We start from the raw sequence: 17,654 nt of genomic DNA, 5'->3' as shown, positions 1-17,654 counted from the left end.
CACTCTTGCTTTTCAACGGTAACTGAACCACAAATAGTCGCAACTGATGCACTCCGAAACTCATAACTTAACACCCTACTCAAATCGGGTTAATTTAGCAACTGAATTAGCAACTGAAGTAGATGGGATAGGGAGGCGTTTGTTACTACCTCTTATATGCTCTTACATTCAAAACCACATCATGTCAGTTGTCCAGCTAAAAAAATTGTGGAGATTTAAGAAGCTACGAATTGACATCAGTGCTTTATAGCGGTTCTCACTCTCGCCTGCAATACACTTGGAACCTCACCCCCAGCCCCTCGACCTTCACGGAGAGGGGGGAATATTGAACCCCTTTCCGCTCACGGGGTGGGGTTAAACCGTAGTGCATCCCAACGAGAATCGTTATATTTGCCACACGGCACGGATGGAATGCCTTCGTGTTTCCCTTGGCATCGGGGAAAGTCAAGTATAAGCAAAATTAATCGGTAACTCTATGATAAAGCCGGTTTGACCCGACCCACTCTCAACCCAGATTTCGCCTCCCAAATGCTCTGTCAGTTTCTTCACCAGTGCCAGTCCCAAGCCAGTTCCACCCTGCTTCCAGGGGTCAGCATTGGGAACGCGGTAAAATTTATCAAAAATGCGGGTTAACTCGCTCTGTGGAATTTCAGCACCAGAATTTTTGACACTCAATTGGATCGTTTCCGATTTAGCTTCAGCGGCCAGGATAATCTTTTCTCCTGGGGGAGTGTATTTACAAGCATTGTTGAGCAACTCTGCGAGGATGCGTTCCAAACTAGATGAATCGGAGACTAATTGAGGTAATTGGGAGGGGATGTCAACCTGCAAGATTTGTTGGCGGTTTTGGGCACGCTCTTGAAAAGGTTTTACAATTTGGGGCAACCAGGTATAAAGTTCGATTACGTCTAAATCCAAGGGTCGCGTTCCTGCCTCTAGGCGTTGTAAATCAAGCAGATCGTTGATTAAGTCGGTTTCGCGTTTGCACTCCTTCTGCAATATCTGCAAGTAGAGACTTACTTTGCTCGCCTCTGCATTCGATTTGGCTGTAATGGCGTCAAATACACCCTCCCGCTTTAGGGTGATTTCTAACATCTGAGTTGCCATTTTCATGTTGGATACGGGCGAACGTAATTCGTGAGAAACGGTGCTGAGAAATTCATCTTTGAGTCGATTGAGTTTTTCCAGTTCCTGCACTTGTGCCAGGGATGCTTGATAAAATCGGGCTTGACGAATTGCGATCGCGCATTGATTCGCCACTTGCTGCACCAGCCGGATCTCTAGTTTTTTGAAGGTATAGTCTGGGCGATGGAATAACCACAGATCCCCCAGCACTCCTTGATCGTCCAATATCGGACAAGCCAACATCGCCACCTTAGTCAGGACAAAGTCGGGACTAATTGAACAAGATTGGAAACATTTACCTTGCCGCAGGGGATCGTAAATTTCCGGGAAGGCAGCCATTTCCAACACCCGACCCTGAGAGGAAGGCATTGAGGTGGCGTACTCGTAGCAAATTGTGGCAGTTTCTTGCTCCAGGTTGTAGAGCGAAGCATGACAGCTACCCATATTAAATGAAAGCGCTAACTCCCGAACTGCTACCTGTAAAATCTGCCTTTCGTCGAGGCTATCGCGGACTTTGTCGGTGATGCGTTTTAGCACGGCTTCAAAGCCAAGCGCTTTTTGCAGTTGGGTAGTACGTTGTTGCACTTGGCGTTCCAAGTTGGCATTCAGCTGCTGCACCTGTTTAAAGAGTGCGGATTGCCCAATGGCGATCGCTAGTTGAGCTGCGAAGGCACAAACCAATTCCACCTCTGAGTCTTGCCAGTAGTGAGGATGACCTTCCATCGATAGTGTTAAGCTTCCCCAGAGGTTTTCTTGAAAGTGTAGCGGTACCAACAACCAAGCACCCGGATGAGCCTCTGCTAGAGGCTTATTCACCTCATCCTCGATAGTCTGAGTATCGTGAATGCGAACCACCTCTAACTGCTTGAGTTGCCTTCCCAACAAATTGTCTAAATCTGGAATTTCCATACCCAGCCCGCTCGACAAACTGGAACCTTGATGGTACTCCGCCACATTCAGCCAAACCTGTCGCTGCGGAAGATATTGCAGGATAGAAACATGGTCGATATGCAAAAGCTGACCAATTTCCGCTACTGCTGTGTCAAAAATCACCTCTAATTCTAGAGAGCTGCGAATTGCACAAGTAAACCGATTCAGCGCTTGCTCTCGCTGAGCTTGCTGTTGCATTTGGTTGTAGAGTTCGGCTTGCTGAATGGCGATCGCTACCTGAGTTGCCAAGGAACAAAGCAAATCAATTTCCGACTGCTGCCACTGCCGGGGTGCCTGACAGTGATGGACAATCAGCAGTCCCCACAATTTCTCCCCTTGTAGAATCGGGACTATTAAGTTGGCTCTGACTTGAAGCTGAGCCAGTAAATCGATGTGACACTGCCTCAAACCGGCTGTATAAATATCCTCTGTGGCTTTAGTGCGACCTTGTTTGTAGAGCTGGACATAGCTTTCCTCAAAGCAAGGGTCGTGTATGTTCATTTTCAGGATAGAAGGCCAACCCTCAGCGACGGACTCCACAGCCACAAACCCACTCCAGTCCGGCTGAAAGCGGAAAATAATCACTCGATCCGAGGCGAGAAATTGCCGGACTTCAGACACCGTAGTGTTGAGAATCTCTTCTAAATTTAAAGACTGACGGATGCGTTCTAGCATCGCCCTCAGCAGTTGCTCCCGCTCGGTTTGCTGCCTTAGCGACTCTTCAGCAGCAATGTGATCGCTAATGTCGCGCACAATAGTTAAAACTTCATCTTCCCCGCTGACAACGAGCCGCGCCTCATAATCGTACAGATTGCCATTTTTGAGAAGCTGATACTCGAAGATTTGGATTTCGCCCGTAGAGAGTGCTTGCTCCACATGGTATTTGGCTCTGTTAGCTACTTCTATGGGCAAAACCTCGTCTAGGTTTTTACCTAAGAATTCCTCAGCAGGTAAGAACGTATCAAAGTCTCTTGCCGCTTTGAAGTCCAAATAAGTGCCATCTTTGCTAATTCGCACGATCAAATCCGGGATGGCACTGAAAAAAGCGCGATTTTTTGCTTCGCTTTTGCTTAGTGCCTCTTCCGCCTGTTTGCGCTCGGTAATGTCGGTCTGAATCCCCACAAAACCGATGAGATTCCCCTGTGGACTTCCTATCGGAGAAAGATAGAGTTCATTCCACAAAAGGGTGCCATCTTTGCGATAGTTGCGTAAGGTGACATGGCATTCTCTTGCCTCGCTAATCGCCACTCGTAGCTCATCAAGTGCTGGCTGAGCAGTGTCAGCGCCCTGCAAGAAGCGGCAGTTGCGCCCTACGACTTCCTCAGCACAGTAGCCTGTTAAACGCTCAAAACTTGGATTGACATAAATAATTGGATTATCTGGTTGATTGCAGTCGGTGATGAAAATGCTATTGCAGCAATCACGGAGAACCTGCTCCAGTAAATGTAGGCGTTCCTGTGCCCGTTTGCGCTCACTTATATCATCGCAAACCAAGAGGACAACTATATTCGTATTGGCTCTTTGTACAATGCTAGCGGTGACATTTACCCATAAAATGCTGCCGTCCTTACAGCCGACTCGCAATTCCCAACTGGTAACGAAAGCGTTCGATTCGATTGCTGAACTAAAATCAAATGTTTCTTGAGTTGCTTGTTGCAAAAACTTGGCGAACTCTGCTGTTAATCTTTCTTGGTCGTCAGGAGCAAAAGTGCTGAAAATTGTTTTTCCAATCAACTCCCGAACGCTATAACCGAGACGGGTAGCCCCAAACTGATTGACCCCAAGAACGACTCCTGCCGAATCTAAGGTAAAATGGATACAGGGAGTATTGTCGTAGAGTGTTTGGTATGCCTCTAGTTCAGCTCTCGTTCTACGCAGTTCTTCCTCAAGTTGGCGAGGTTCTACATCTGCACCCAAGCTAGTTTGTTGCAACTGTCCAGAAGCATCTTCACCTGGTAAACAGTCATGCCTGATTGACTGGTGATTGGCGTCCATTTTGTAATCTCTTACCCCTTTTTTCTCATGGAGATAGAGGGACTAATATTTTTTAATCTTTATCTAGCAAAAAACTAATTTAATCGACCAGTTGACAAGTTGTTTGATAGGTCTAAATGCCTCAGTTATTGCTCCTAAACCTTAAACTTCCATATTAACTAACTCAATCGCTCGGTTTATAAAAATCGATATCTACTGTAGATATTGGAGCAAACAATTATAATCGCCCAGTGTAGTTTGGTAAAGAACATTACCGCCTGAGAAAACTTAAGTAATTGCTCTTCTACTTTAGAATTTTATAACTAATTATAAAATAGTTCTTTTTTTATACTAAACAATATTTAGTCCTTTTTTATGAAGAAATATATATTTATGTTTAATTTATTGTAGTTGTACGCTTGTAAAAGTAGCGATCGCGCTTTTATCTGCACTTTAACCATTGTTTGCTAGAAAATAGCCATTAGCAATAGACTAGGAACTGGAACTAAACTAAAATCTGCTCGCAGCGAATGACTAATATGAGCGCACAAACAGAAGAACCGATTACCTACGAAGGCGGCTGTCACTGTAGCGCCGTCCGCTTTCGGGTAATCGTTGACGAACATAAAGCCGATGATTGCAACTGTTCCATCTGTAGGAAGAAGGGCTTTTTACATCTAATTGTCCCATCCGAACGTTTCACCTTACTGAGCGGTGCAGACTTATTGACAACCTACACCTTCAACACTGGTGTTGCCAAGCACATCTTCTGCCGTATTTGTGGGATTCACCCATTTTATCGTCCCCGTTCCCATCCCGATTCTATTGATGTCAACGTGCGTTGTCTTGATGGGGATGTGGTGTCTCGATTTCGTATTGTGCCTTTTGATGGGGTTAATTGGGAACAAAACGTACATCTGATTCGCTCCGAAACATCGGACACGGATTAATCAATTCCCTCACCCAGATGATCACACCTTTTTTAAGTATCACGAATTGGTACTTGAGCGGCTATTGTTCCTTAGCTAATTTAAGGACAATAGCACTCACTTAAGCGAAATTAACCCCCAAATCATTGGGTTGAGACCAAGCTTTGCGCCGAAATTAAGGGGAAATTGAGGAGTGTTAATTTTATCCGCCTGCATGGGAATAAAATAGGTAAAAAAAACAAAAATGTTTTTTCATAAACAGGACTTACGCAAAGCTGATACATATAGCGTTTTGTAGGGGCAATCCCCCTGTGGTTGCCCTCAGATGTGGTGATATTTGCGTAAGTTCTGATAAAATAGGCTTATACTTTTAAAGGCTTTATTTTTAATTATTAATAGTGTTTCAAAATTGACTGAATTATCAAAGCAAAATTGTAAAAGGCTTAGCAGTAAACAAAGTAAGAAGATAGATAGATGAACGCCAAGTAAGGAACCCAAATTCGAGATAAAACAAAAATTATCAATATCCCTGGCAAGGCAGCAGGTTGTTGCTCAAAAAATACTTTTTTTAGAGGAAAAAAATAGAAGAAAAATAAATTCATTTTTCTTCTTGTCTATTACCGAATTTGCCTTCTCTTGCCTCGCACTCTCAATCACTCAGGACTCGCCGCACATCACCACATCTGAGGGCAACCACGAGGGATTGCCCCTACAAAACGCTATATGTATAAGCTTTGCGTAAGTCCTGAATCGCTAAAGAATCTGCCAACCCCGAAACTAGCTACGAGTGTAGATCAGGTGAAATTGCACGCAAAATAACCACCTAAGGGAGTTACAGCCAAGACTTAATTATGGTAAAGAGTGACTAGAGCAACAAAGGACTAAAGCAAAATAACAGATCGATCGAAACGGCAGAGCGATACTCACAGTTAGTTACGAACATTAGAATGCAAATAGGGTCAGGAGGCATTTATTCCCAAAAGCCGTGCAGGCTTGAAGTGGAAAAAGTAGGCTGTTACCGGACAGCAGGACTAGAGTGACTTGGCAAATTTGTACACTGTAAGTATTCCTGTACCTCGTAGCGATCGCTTGTTACGATAAGTACGTTTTAACCATTCCAACCTTTTAATTAAGCTTCTTACTTTCTAACCTGACAACGTTCCTGTGATAGATCGGCTTTCAAAGGGGAATTTGCATACAGTGCGATCGCACCTAAGACGCACTGGTGCCTTAATCTTGGGACAACCAGCACTTGTGGTCAGTGTGGTAGTCTCTCTCTTAGTGCTGGGAGTGCGGCAACAAGGTCTGCTGGAGACGCTGGAACTGGGTGCTTATGACCAGATGATCCGGCTACGACCAGCCGAAGAGCCAGATCCCCGCATCTTGGTAGTCGCTGTCACCGAAGCAGACATCCAAACCTACAAGCAATACCCCCTGTCTGACGAACGAATGCATCAGCTGCTGGCAAAACTGCTGGCAAAAGAACCGCGTGTCATTGGTTTAGATATCTTTCGCGATTTGCCCGTACCGCCCGGTCATGCGGGATTGGCGGCTCTGATGCAAAAGGATAGTCGCATCGTTCCCGTGTGTAAAGTTAAAGACTCCGAAAGTCCAGGTAATGCTGCACCCCCAAGCGTTTCAGAGAGTCGGGTTGGCTTCAGCGACGTTAAGGTTGACCGTGATGGCATTCTGCGGCGGGCTTTGTTATTTCTTTCTCCCTCTGCACACGAACCCTGTCCCAACCCCAACTCTTTGGGCTTCCAGCTTGTACAACGTTACTTAGAAAAAGAAGGAATCGTTGCTTCAGAAACCTCAGAACATCTCCGTTGGAAAAACACTGTCTTCAAACCTCTGGAGGCTAATGATGGAGGATATCAAGGCATGGATGCGCGGGGCTACCAAATCCTCCTCAATTACCGCTCTGGCAACCGCCCTGCCAACCAAATAACGATGAGTCAAGTCCTCAATGGTCAGTTTGACCCTAGCTGGGTAAAAGACCGCATCGTTCTCATCGGCGTTACAGCTTCCAGCGTTGATGACGCCTTCTATACTCCCTACAGCGGTGCCCAGAAGGGAAACCGAAAAATGCCTGGAATTGTCACTCATGCCCAGCTGGTGAGCCAGATGCTCAGTGCTGTCCTAGATGGGCGTCGTTTATTTTGGTTCTGGTCCGATTGGGGAGAAGCTTTGTGGGTGTTGGGTTGGTCTGTAACTGGCGGGTTGATGGCTTTGCGGCTGCGGCATCCAGGGCATTTGTTACTGGGACAGGGAGCCGCGCTGGGTGTCCTGTTTGGGACGTGTTGGGTGCTGTTTACGCAGGCGGGATGGGTACCAGTGGTACCGGCTGCGATCGCGTTGGTGGGTACAGCTGCCGGTGTCGTGGCTTATAGCGCTCACCAAGCCGAACAAAATCAGAAAAAAATCGCGCTTTTGGTTCAGGAACAGCAATTCAACCTGGCACAGCTGCAAGCACTTCTCCAACAGAAAAATCAGGAACCTGAGACTGAGGAGGTAGCAACAGCGATCGCGCCTGCTTCACTATCGGTTCTGCCCAATCGCGATGATGATGATGATGATGATGAGACTCAGCCGTGGCAGCCTAGCCTAGATGTGATTACAGAACCTGAGCGAATGGAGCGCCAGCGATTAGATGCCTCTCCCGTAAAGAACGGCGACTCCCTGCGACCGTCTCTATTGATGGGACGCTACAAGATCCTTCGACCTCTGGCTTCGGGCGGGTTTGGTCACACGTATCTGGCAGAAGATACCATGCGACCTGGTAAGCCTCAGTGTGCGGTTAAGCATTTAATGCCTGCGCTTCGGGATGAAAAATTCTTGAAAGTGGCAAAACGGTTATTTTTTACAGAAGCCGCCATTCTGGAAAGTTTGGGGCACCATTCTCAGATTCCACAATTACTCGCTTATTTTGAAGAACACCAAGAATTCTATTTAATCGAAGAATTTATCAAAGGTCATCCGCTCACGGACGAATTGTTGGTAGACAAGCGCTTACCGGAAGCGCAAGTGGTGGAAATTTTGTGCGGGGTTCTGGAAATTCTGATATTTATCCATGAAAACCAAGTCATCCACCGGGATGTTAAACCAAGTAATATTATTCGCCGCGAAAAAGATGGTCGCTTAGTTTTAATTGACTTTGGTGCGGTGAAACAAATTCAACCCCAAGAAGAGGAGCAGGAAAGGCGCACGATTGCTATTGGCACCCGTGGTTATACTCCGGCTGAACAATACGACGGACAGCCAAGGTTTAGCAGTGATATCTACGCCCTTGGCATGATTGGTGTTGAGGCGGTGACGGGAATACCGCCTAGTAAACTGGAAACTGATCGGAACACCGGCAACATCAATTGGCGCGAATTTGCCTTAGTCCGAGACGAATTTGCCGAGATTTTGGATAAAATGGTGCGCTTCCACTTTGTAACTCGTTACCAGTCGGCGACAGAGGTGCTACAGGATTTAAAACGCCTTCCCAACGCTCCCGTGTAAACATCAAGCGGCAGTCAAAATGTAAGAGCAGGGGAGTTGACATCGTTCGGAAAATGTTCTAATTGAAGACTTGCTTACAAAGAAGCGATCGCTCAGGAAAAATTGCACCCATCAGGACTTACGCAACATCACCACATCTGCCACCGCAACCACAAGGGATTGCCCCTACAAAAGGCTATATGTATAAGCTTTGCGTAAGTCCTGACCCATGCAGTTGGGCAAAATTCTGAATTCACGCATCCTCAATGGATTCGGAATTTTCGGTTCGGATGAAGCGAAAAGTGGCACAATGAAAGGCGGTGAATAATAAGATGGGTAACAATTCTGTGAGTCCGACAGCCTCAGCGTCCCCTACGGCACGCCGTGTCGTTTTTCCTTTCACTGCTATCGTGGGTCAGGAAGAGATGAAACTGGCCTTGCTGCTGAATGTGATTGACCCCTACATTGGCGGCGTGATGATTATGGGCGATCGCGGAACGGGCAAATCCACCACGATCCGGGCTTTGGCTGACTTGTTGCCAGAAATCGAAGTCGTTGCCGATGACCCGTTTAATAGTCATCCCAGCGATCCCGATTTGATGAGCGACAGCGTGCGCGATCGCGTGGCGAAACAGGAAGAAATTCCCGTCGCCCAGAAAAAAGTTACGATGGTTGACCTGCCTCTCGGTGCGACAGAAGACCGCGTCTGCGGTACTATCGACATTGAAAAAGCTTTATCCCAAGGAGTCAGAGCCTTTGAACCCGGACTCCTCGCCAAAGCCAACCGAGGCATTCTCTATGTGGATGAAGTCAACCTACTTGACGACCACCTAGTAGATGTGCTACTAGACTCAGCAGCAAGTGGCTGGAACACTGTCGAACGGGAAGGAATTTCCATCCGTCACCCGGCGAGATTTGTTCTAGTCGGTTCTGGCAACCCTGAAGAAGGCGAACTGCGACCTCAACTGCTCGACCGCTTTGGAATGCACGCAGAAATTCGCACAGTGAAGGAACCGGCGCTGCGAGTAGAAATTGTGGAGCAACGGGCTGAGTTTGACCAAAATCCCCCGAAGTTCCTGGAAAAATATCTTCCGCAGCAACAAGCATTGCAACAAAAGCTCGTCAGCGCTCAGGAACGCCTGCCCTCGGTGACGATGGACTATGACTTGCGAGTGAAAATCTCTGAAGTTTGCTCGGAATTGGATGTAGACGGCTTACGGGGCGATATGGTCACTAACCGAGCCGCTCGCGCGATCGCTGCCCTGGAAGGACGCACTGAAGTCACCGTAGACGATATCCGCCGCGTCATCACTCTGTGTCTGCGTCACCGGCTCCGCAAAGACCCCCTGGAGTCGATTGATTCCGGCTACAAGGTGGAAAAAGTGTTTGGTCGCGTCTTTGGATTGGAAGCGTCCTCAGCAGAAACCAACGCAGCTACAGCCAATGGAGTTCGTCAGAGTGTTCGGTAATCAGGAATGAGAGTGTTGAGTGATTAGAGAGTTTTTTAATTCAACGCCGATCAATTTAAAACTTTTAATTGATCGGCGTTGAATTTTGAGTTACAAGAGAGTTCTTTAATTCAAAACTCAACACTCAGAGGCGATTAATCGCGTCTCTACTTTTTACCAATCCCCAATCTCCCTATGGAACCGCTCATCGAACTGAAGGGAATTTGTAAATCCTTTGGCAACAATGTCATCTTAGATGGGGTCAATCTGACAATTTATCGGGACGATGCGCTGGCAATTATTGGCCCCTCCGGGACTGGGAAATCGACGATTTTGCGGATTATTGCTGGACTTTTAGCTCCTGATGCGGGTGAAGTTTATATCCTGGGAAAGCGGCGTCGCGGCTTAATCGAAGATGCCGAAGATCCCCTGGGAATTGGCATGGTGTTCCAGCAAGCGGCTTTATTCGATTCGTTGACGGTGGAAGAAAATGTCGGCTTTCTGCTGTTTCAGCGTTCTAAACTGTCGGTAAAGCGGATACGAGAATTGGTGGAAGAAAAGCTAGAGATGGTGGGGTTGCCAGGAGTAAGCGATCGCTACCCCTCGCAACTGTCGGGTGGAATGCGGAAGCGGGTGAGCTTTGCCCGTGCCATTATGTCCAATCCAGACCATCCCCAAGACAACCCAGAAGTTTTACTCTATGATGAGCCTACCGCTGGTCTTGACCCCATTGCTTCGACAGTAATTGAGGATTTAGTTCGTCAGTTGCAGCAAATCCCAGGCGGTTGTAGCAGTTATGTCATGGTGACTCACCAAGAAAGTACCATTCGCCGCACTGCTGACCGAGTGGTATTTCTCTATCAGGGACAGGTACAGTGGGAAGGTGCCGTCAGCGAGATTGATACCACCGAAAATCCTATCGTTCAACAATTTTTTAGTGGAAGTGTGACTGGGCCAATCCACGTCATCGGCTAGAATCAGTTAAAAATTAAAAATTCTGCCTTTTTTAATTTTTAATTTTTAATTGATTAATGGTATGAGGAGAACAGATGCGATCGCGAACGGTTCGAGAAGGCTCCGTCGGTTTGTTAATCCTGCTATCCCTTTTCTTGTTTGGTGGTCTGATTTTGTGGATACGCGGGATGAGCCTCGGTAGCCGTACCTACACAGTCGTGGCAGAATTTGTCAATGCTGGAGGGATGCAAGTCGGCGCACCCGTCCGCTATCGCGGCGTCAATGTTGGGAAAATTACCGCTATCACCCCAGGCTCGAATGGCGTCGATGTGGTGATGGAAATTGCTCCGGCTGACTTACTGATTCCCCGTGATGTCATCGTTGAAGCCAATCAATCCGGTCTGCTCAGCGAGACCTCGATTGACATTACTCCCCTGAAGTCCTTCCAGGCAGACGCTAAGGTGGCTAATCCGCTCGATCCCCAATGCCAGTCCACCCTGATTGTTTGTGACAAGGATCGTCTGCAAGGTCAAATTGGTGTCAGTTTTGATGAACTGCTTCGCAGCACCACCCGCATCGCCAATCTCTACAGCGACCCCACATTCTTTGCCAACCTCAACTCAGTTGCTAAAAATACCAGCGTCGCCGCCGCCGGGGTATCTCAACTCACTCGCGAACTCACGGGTTTGAGTCGCTCAGTGCAACAAGAAATTAAAAACTTCTCAGTCGCAGCCAATTCTGTGACGAGTGCTGCCAATCAAACCACCAATCAAGTTGGTTTGGCAGCAAATCAGATTTCTAAAACCGCTAATCAATATAGCGTGACTGCCACCCAGCTCAATCAGCTCGTCGATAATGTGAATAGTCTGGTCGTAGGCAACCGCACGACTCTTGTCAGCACCTTGAACAACTTTAGCCAAGCCAGCGAACAGCTGCGCTTGAGTGCGACTAACCTGACCGGACAAGTCAACCAGTTTGGAGGTGGACAACTGCGGCGTAACTTAGAAGTCCTATCTGCAAATGCGGCGCAAGCGTCCATCAATGCAGCGCAGGCATCGGCTAATTTTCGCGATCTTTCCACCGCTCTCAACAGTCCAACGAATTTGGTTGTGTTGCAACAAACTTTAGACTCAGCGCGAATGACGTTTGAAAATGCTCAGAAAATTACATCTGACCTGGATGATTTGACGGGGGACGAAGCTTTCCGTAACAATTTGCGAAATCTGGTGAATGGACTCAGCAATCTGGTGTCTTCGACAGAACAGCTACAGCAGCAGGTTCAAGTGGCTCAGGATCTAGAACCCGTATCGACAGCAGTCAATCAGGGAACCGGAATCGGAACACAGCAGAATAATTCTTTGCTCCCCCCTTCATTGCCTTCCTTGACACCTATCGCCCAAAAGAAGCAGTTAAAGTCTGTACAGCGCCAACCAATCGGAAAGGCTTTACCCGCCGCCTACTGGGATGAAGAATCTATTCAACCCCTGGCTGACTCTGAAAATAAGAATTAGCCGACCTCTCCCCTACAAGGCTATGCATTACCCACATCTGTTGAAATCATGTAGGGGTGAAGCATTCGCGCAGAAATATTTGGGTTGAACAGGACTTACGCAACTTGCGCGACATCTGAGGGCAACCACAGGGGGATTGAACCGACAAGAACGCTATTATGTATAAGCTTTGCGTAAGTCCTGTTGAAGTAAATTGTGTAAGGCGCGAATGCTTCACCCTCAACCTGAGAACCGAAGGGAGCATCTGTACGAAAGAAGCATAAAGGAGACAACAATCTTGGAGGAGCAATCAGCGCGATCGCCCGTAGGCGTAAGCCTTCAAGGGAGGTTATGCTTCTGCTCTTCTACAGTATTCTGGGACTTATGGATAATGCATAGGTTTTTCGGTGAGGAGCAGGGGTGGGGTCAAAAGATACTGCATCCAAACCAGATTTGCTATAGCAATTAGCTAATTCCAATCTTCTTCATCTTGCCGCTTGCTGCGACTTTTATAGACAACACTCGTGGCATGAATCTGACGAGTTCTTTCAAAGAGTGCATCTTCTGTCAAGTTCCACTGGCGGAGAATAGTATCCAGGTCTTGTTGAATATCCCTTGCCCCTGGAAAGCCCCGATAGCGAATGCGTAGACGGGCGAGTTCCGCCAGATTGAAATCATTAATTTCCCCGGTTAAGAGGCTGTTAACGAGTTGGCGATCGCGCCCGTGGAGGGGATGCTGTTGGTCTTTATTTCCTGTCTCTGCCATATAATCTCTAATTTTTAATTTTTAAGTGTTTGAATTTCCACTTCGTCTCCCACCTGTAAAATATTACCGGCTTCCGATTCAGGGATGCGCGTGTTTACCGAGAGTCGGTAAAAGTGATTGAAGCGAGATGAATCTACCCAACTTGGCAAAGTTTCTTTCCGCGCTTGCACAAATATTTTTTGAAAGTTAGGGTAAACCTCACCCATCCGAGAGTCTCGTGTCGGCACCACACAACGCTGACAGGGATTGACCCCATTTATCCGCACATCTCGCACCTGAAACGGCACCACATCCCCTTCCGCAGCAAACAACCGATCTTCCCAGAATGCGGGAACGCCCTCAATTTCCAGATTCGCTCGCAGGCGTCGCCGCATTTCATCCCCTGTCAGAGAGGGAAACCAGGAGGCAACAGTTTCCAGTGTGGCGGTACTGATGACTGTTGGCCCGGAGGCATTGGTATCATCTGGAAAGCCAGATACTAAGTTCTGACAGAGTTTTACGGGAAAGTCGAAATAGTCGCTCAACCAAGCTTCTAGTTCAGTTCGTTCCCGATCGAGGTGAAAAATTTGGGTTTGCTCTGTTCCTTGGACTTCTAAACAGACACGAGTAATCTTCTCAGTATCAGTATCAATGTCAAAGGAAGTCCGCAGTAAGTGAATTTTAGGGTGGCGCTTGCCATTCACGAATCGACCTTGAGCGTCACAGATGGCAAATTCTCGGTCATACTGTAATGCACCACTTTTGAGAATGGTTGCCTTGGTAACGGCAACACCATCTAGAGATTTGATTGGATAAACCAGAATGCGGGCGAGGTAAGACACGATAATCAATTAAAAATTAAAAATGCTTGCATTAAAAATGGACGAATCTTTTTCAATAGACTTTTTGCTTTCATGGGATATTCCGAAAGCATACCCTGTCCTTCGGGGAACGGGAAGCCGCTTCGTTTCTAATATCTGAGTTCATCTGTGGTTAAGAATTAAAAGTTCGGTATTTTTGCAAAAAGTCTATTGTTCATTTTTATTGAAATGACGCCAAACTCTAATTAATCACCCGCTACATACAAAAACGGTAGAGAAACTATCGCTTCTCTACCGTAAAAAACTAAAAATTAAAAAGGAATTTGTCCATTCTTCATTTTTAATTTTTAATCTTTAACTTTCAGCCGCTTGGGGAAGCAATTCTCGCTTCTGACCTTGCAGCACTTTCACTTCCTTGGTGGTTTCATCGACATCCACAATCGCCGTGTCTCCATCTGAGACGCGACCGCTGAGGATTTCTTCAGCCAAGCTGTCCTCTAACAGGCGCATGATGGCACGACGCAGCGGACGGGCACCGTAGCTGGGGTTGTATCCTTCTTCCACCAGACGATCCTTGAAGCGTTCCGTGACTTCTAAGATAATTCCCTGTTCGCTCAACCGTCCGATCACCTCTGTGAGCATGATCTCGGCGATTTCCTTCACCTCGTCCTTCGTCAATTGACGGAAGACGATGATCTCGTCGAGACGGTTCAAGAACTCTGGGCGGAAGTATTGCTTCAGTTCTTCGTTCACCAGCGAACGAATGCGGGTGTATTGTGCCTCTGCTTCGCTCTCTTGAGTGTCCAAGAAGCCAAGCCCGGTTCCACCTTTCTCAATCACCTTAGAACCGATGTTGGAGGTAAGAATCAACAGCGTGTTCTTGAAGTCTACCGTGCGTCCCTTGGCATCGGTCAGGCGACCGTCTTCCAAGATTTGCAGCAGCATATTGAATACATCTGGGTGGGCTTTTTCGATTTCGTCGAATAGCACCACGGTGTAAGGACGACGACGCACTGCTTCGGTGAGCTGACCGCCTTCGTTGTAACCGACATACCCTGGAGGCGAACCAATCAGTTTGGAAACGGTGTGGCGCTCCATGTATTCGGACATATCCAAGCGAATCATCGCGTCTTCCGAACCGAAGAAGTAAGCAGCTAAAGACTTTGCGAGTTCTGTCTTACCTACGCCCGTCGGTCCTGAGAAGACAAAGCTGGCAATCGGTCGGTTGGGGTTCTTTAAGCCGACCCGTGCCCGACGAATGGCTCTGGAAACTGCTTTGACGGCTTCTTCTTGACCGATGAGCCGATTATGCAGGGTGTCTTCCATGTGCAGCAGCTTCTCGGATTCGGATTCGGTGAGCTTGTTCACCGGCACCCCAGTCCAAGAGGCGACAATGTGGGCAATATCTTCCTCGGTGACGACGGGGGAAACATCATCGCGTTTGTCTGATTCGGTCTTTTTGGTTTGAGCGATCGCCCGAATTTCGGCTTTGATTTCCATTTCGCGATCGCGCAGTTCTCCTGCCCGGTCGAAGTCTTGACTCCGCACCGCGTCATCCTTATTCTTGAGAACCTGACGCAGTTCTTTATCCAATTCCTTCGCGGCGGGTGGCAACTGAGAGTTGAGCAGGCGCACACGGCTTCCGGCTTCATCAATCAGGTCAATCGCTTTATCCGGCAAGTAGCGGTCGGAAATATAACGATCTGAAAGTTTGGCAGCAGCTTCCACGGCTGTATCTGAGATTTTCAGTTTGTGGTGTTGCTCGTAGCGTTCGCGCAATCCGTACAAAATCTCAATGGTTTCGGCAACTGTCGGCTCACCCACCATCACCGGCTGGAATCTACGCTCTAGAGCGGCATCCCGTTCGATGTGCTTGCGGTACTCATCCAGCGTGGTTGCGCCGATGCACTGCAATTCCCCTCTCGCCAAGGCGGGTTTAAGGATATTTGCCGCGTCTATCGCACCTTCTGCGGCACCTGCACCAATCAGGGTGTGAACTTCGTCAATTACCAGGATGACATTTCCGGCGCTGCGGATTTCATCCATGATTTTCTTCAAGCGCTCTTCAAATTCACCCCGGTATTTAGTGCCCGCTACCAGCAAGCCAATATCCAGCGTAACTACGCGCTTTTCTTCTAGGATGTCGGGAACATCGTTGTTAGCGATGCGAGTCGCTAACCCTTCGGCTATAGCTGTCTTACCAACTCCGGGTTCCCCAATCAGTACTGGGTTGTTCTTCGTGCGGCGTCCCAGGATTTGGATTACCCGTTCAATTTCTTTCGCCCGACCGACTACTGGATCGAGTTTGCCTTCCCCTGCCATCTGGGTCAGGTTAGAGCCAAACTCATCTAATGTAGGTGTCTTGGTGCGCCCGCTACTTTGCCCCGCAGAGACTTCTGCCGTCTCTCCCAGCATTCTAATCACTTGCGTCCGCACTTTCGTGAGGTCAACACCTAAGTTTTCCAACACTCTGGCGGCGACTCCTTCTCCTTCCCGGATCAGACCCAGTAGCAGGTGTTCCGTCCCAATGTAGTTATGCCCTAGTTGGCGAGCTTCTTCTAGAGATAACTCCAGGACGCGCTTAGCTCTGGGGGTGAACGGAATTTCTACCGCCACAAAGCCAGAACCGCGACCGATAATTTTTTCCACCTCAATCCGAGCATCCTTGAGGTTGACGCCCATAGATTTCAGGACTTTGGCGGCGACGCCGGTTCCTTCTCCAATTAGACCCAGGAGGATCTGCTCCGTACCGACGAAGTTGTGTCCCAGGCGACGAGCTTCTTCCTGGGCCAGCATGATTACCTTAATGGCTTTTTCTGTGAAGCGTTCAAACATGGCGGATTTAGTTTCCCCTGCTGCGTGCCTGTAATGGTGATTCTAGCATAGGGTTTTTCTACGCCTGTCACATTGAAGATAGATGAAATCTATCCCGCGATATTTTTCTGACTTTGTTGGTAGACCTGAGCGATCGCTACTATCTAAAGTTAGAAAATTGGCGGGGCGAGAAAGCGAGTAAATTGACAGATTGGCAAAAAGCGCCAGTTGAACCACCATGTGCCCTTCAACCTTATAACCGAACCTGATAACCGTCAACCTTCTATCCTTTAAATTCATCGGCTTCTAATAACTGCCAGCCAGAGTAACCGAAGCGATCGCTAATTGTGGAATGCCAGTCGCTTAAGGTTTGCTGAAATTCGGGTGTTTGAAGACCGCTGCGCCACAAAATCAAAGCATCTTCGCCAGTGTCTTTGTAATAACGCCGACGCCTGCCGACTTCCTGAAACCCAAATTTCTCATAGAGAGACTGGGCAGGTCGATTCGATGCTCTCACCTCCAGCGTTGCCCACTCCAATCGGCGTTTCCAGGCTTTTTTGAGCAGGGCATAAAGCAGTGCCTGCCCCAAACCCTGACCCCGATAGTTTGGATGCACTCCCAAAATCGTAATGTGCGCCTCCTCCAAAATTGCCCAGAGGCATCCGATGCCCACCAGCGATCGCTCTAAAGGCGAATCCCCTTCCGTACTGAGTGCGGTAGGGGCGAAGTTTTCCCGCCCATACTGAGTGGATTGACTAATTACTCGCTCCTTGCCGCTAACTTCTTCTATAACCAGCAAGTCACTATTGGGACTTTCTAACTCTCGCTTGTAACCATCTAGAGTCCAGAGTTGACCAAAACACAGTTGGTCTAGTTCCACTACCGCCAAGAGCTGCTCTGCTGTCAGCGGCTGAAGTTGTAAAAAAGTCACAGTTTTCAAT

General features: G+C 47.8%; 10 protein-coding genes. 5 read left to right on the top strand and 5 right to left on the bottom strand.

Going from position 1 to position 17,654, the window contains the following annotated elements:
* Window positions 1–444: 444 nt before the first annotated feature.
* Entirely contained in the window at window positions 445–4,050 is a 3,606-nt protein-coding gene (locus AC2VDX_RS04450; RefSeq protein ID WP_378176305.1) for a GAF domain-containing protein, read from the bottom strand.
* Window positions 4,051–4,568: 518 nt separating this feature from the next.
* Between AC2VDX_RS04450 and AC2VDX_RS04445 the strand changes: the two genes are divergently transcribed.
* From AC2VDX_RS04445 to AC2VDX_RS04425, 5 genes are all read left to right on the top strand, one after another.
* A complete protein-coding gene (locus AC2VDX_RS04445) occupies window positions 4,569–4,979 on the top strand; it encodes a GFA family protein (RefSeq protein ID WP_378176375.1) in 411 nt (136 codons plus the stop codon).
* A 1,143-nt stretch (window positions 4,980–6,122) separates the two neighbouring features.
* Window positions 6,123–8,462 carry a CHASE2 domain-containing protein gene (locus AC2VDX_RS04440; RefSeq protein WP_378176302.1) on the top strand — a complete coding sequence of 780 codons (2,340 nt, stop codon included), beginning with the start codon at window positions 6,123–6,125 and terminating at the stop codon, window positions 8,460–8,462.
* A gap of 326 nt (window positions 8,463–8,788) precedes the next feature.
* Complete coding sequence (bchI, locus tag AC2VDX_RS04435; RefSeq protein ID WP_378176372.1) at window positions 8,789–9,910, top strand: magnesium chelatase ATPase subunit I; 1,122 nt, start codon at window positions 8,789–8,791, stop codon at window positions 9,908–9,910.
* A 174-nt stretch (window positions 9,911–10,084) separates the two neighbouring features.
* Window positions 10,085–10,864, top strand: a complete 780-nt coding sequence (locus AC2VDX_RS04430; protein WP_378176300.1) for an ABC transporter ATP-binding protein — start codon at window positions 10,085–10,087, stop codon at window positions 10,862–10,864.
* A 74-nt stretch (window positions 10,865–10,938) separates the two neighbouring features.
* Window positions 10,939–12,354 carry an MlaD family protein gene (locus AC2VDX_RS04425; RefSeq protein ID WP_378176297.1) on the top strand — a complete coding sequence of 472 codons (1,416 nt, stop codon included), beginning with the start codon at window positions 10,939–10,941 and terminating at the stop codon, window positions 12,352–12,354.
* A gap of 448 nt (window positions 12,355–12,802) precedes the next feature.
* Here AC2VDX_RS04425 and AC2VDX_RS04420 read toward each other — a convergent pair whose 3' ends face one another.
* From AC2VDX_RS04420 to rimI, 4 genes are all read right to left on the bottom strand, one after another.
* Window positions 12,803–13,099, bottom strand: a complete 297-nt coding sequence (locus tag AC2VDX_RS04420) for a DUF3288 family protein (protein WP_378176293.1) — start codon at window positions 13,097–13,099, stop codon at window positions 12,803–12,805.
* Window positions 13,100–13,113: 14 nt separating this feature from the next.
* Window positions 13,114–13,920: an MOSC domain-containing protein gene (locus AC2VDX_RS04415; protein ID WP_378176290.1), complete on the bottom strand. Its 807-nt coding sequence runs from the start codon at window positions 13,918–13,920 to the stop codon at window positions 13,114–13,116.
* Between the two features lie 333 nt (window positions 13,921–14,253).
* On the bottom strand, window positions 14,254–16,734 hold the full coding sequence (locus AC2VDX_RS04410; protein WP_378176287.1) for an ATP-dependent Clp protease ATP-binding subunit: 2,481 nt from the start codon (window positions 16,732–16,734) through the stop codon (window positions 14,254–14,256).
* A gap of 262 nt (window positions 16,735–16,996) precedes the next feature.
* Window positions 16,997–17,644 carry a ribosomal protein S18-alanine N-acetyltransferase gene (gene rimI, locus AC2VDX_RS04405; RefSeq protein ID WP_378176284.1) on the bottom strand — a complete coding sequence of 216 codons (648 nt, stop codon included), beginning with the start codon at window positions 17,642–17,644 and terminating at the stop codon, window positions 16,997–16,999.
* Window positions 17,645–17,654: the final 10 nt, after the last annotated feature.

The organism is Coleofasciculus sp. H7-1, assembly GCF_057473865.1.
Note: the sequence above shows the minus strand (reverse complement) of the source record. Positions and strands in the feature narration are given on the sequence as shown.

Excerpts from the sequence above, each read along its gene's own strand:
- AC2VDX_RS04425 (WP_378176297.1), top strand. The coding sequence starts at position 10,939 with ATGCGATCGCGAACGGTTCGAGAAGGCTCCGTCGGTTTGTTAATCCTG.
- AC2VDX_RS04450 (WP_378176305.1), bottom strand. The coding sequence starts at position 4,050 with ATGGACGCCAATCACCAGTCAATCAGGCATGACTGTTTACCAGGTGAA.
- AC2VDX_RS04410 (WP_378176287.1), bottom strand. The coding sequence starts at position 16,734 with ATGTTTGAACGCTTCACAGAAAAAGCCATTAAGGTAATCATGCTGGCC.
- AC2VDX_RS04445 (WP_378176375.1), top strand. The coding sequence starts at position 4,569 with ATGAGCGCACAAACAGAAGAACCGATTACCTACGAAGGCGGCTGTCAC.
- AC2VDX_RS04420 (WP_378176293.1), bottom strand. The coding sequence starts at position 13,099 with ATGGCAGAGACAGGAAATAAAGACCAACAGCATCCCCTCCACGGGCGC.
- AC2VDX_RS04430 (WP_378176300.1), top strand. The coding sequence starts at position 10,085 with ATGGAACCGCTCATCGAACTGAAGGGAATTTGTAAATCCTTTGGCAAC.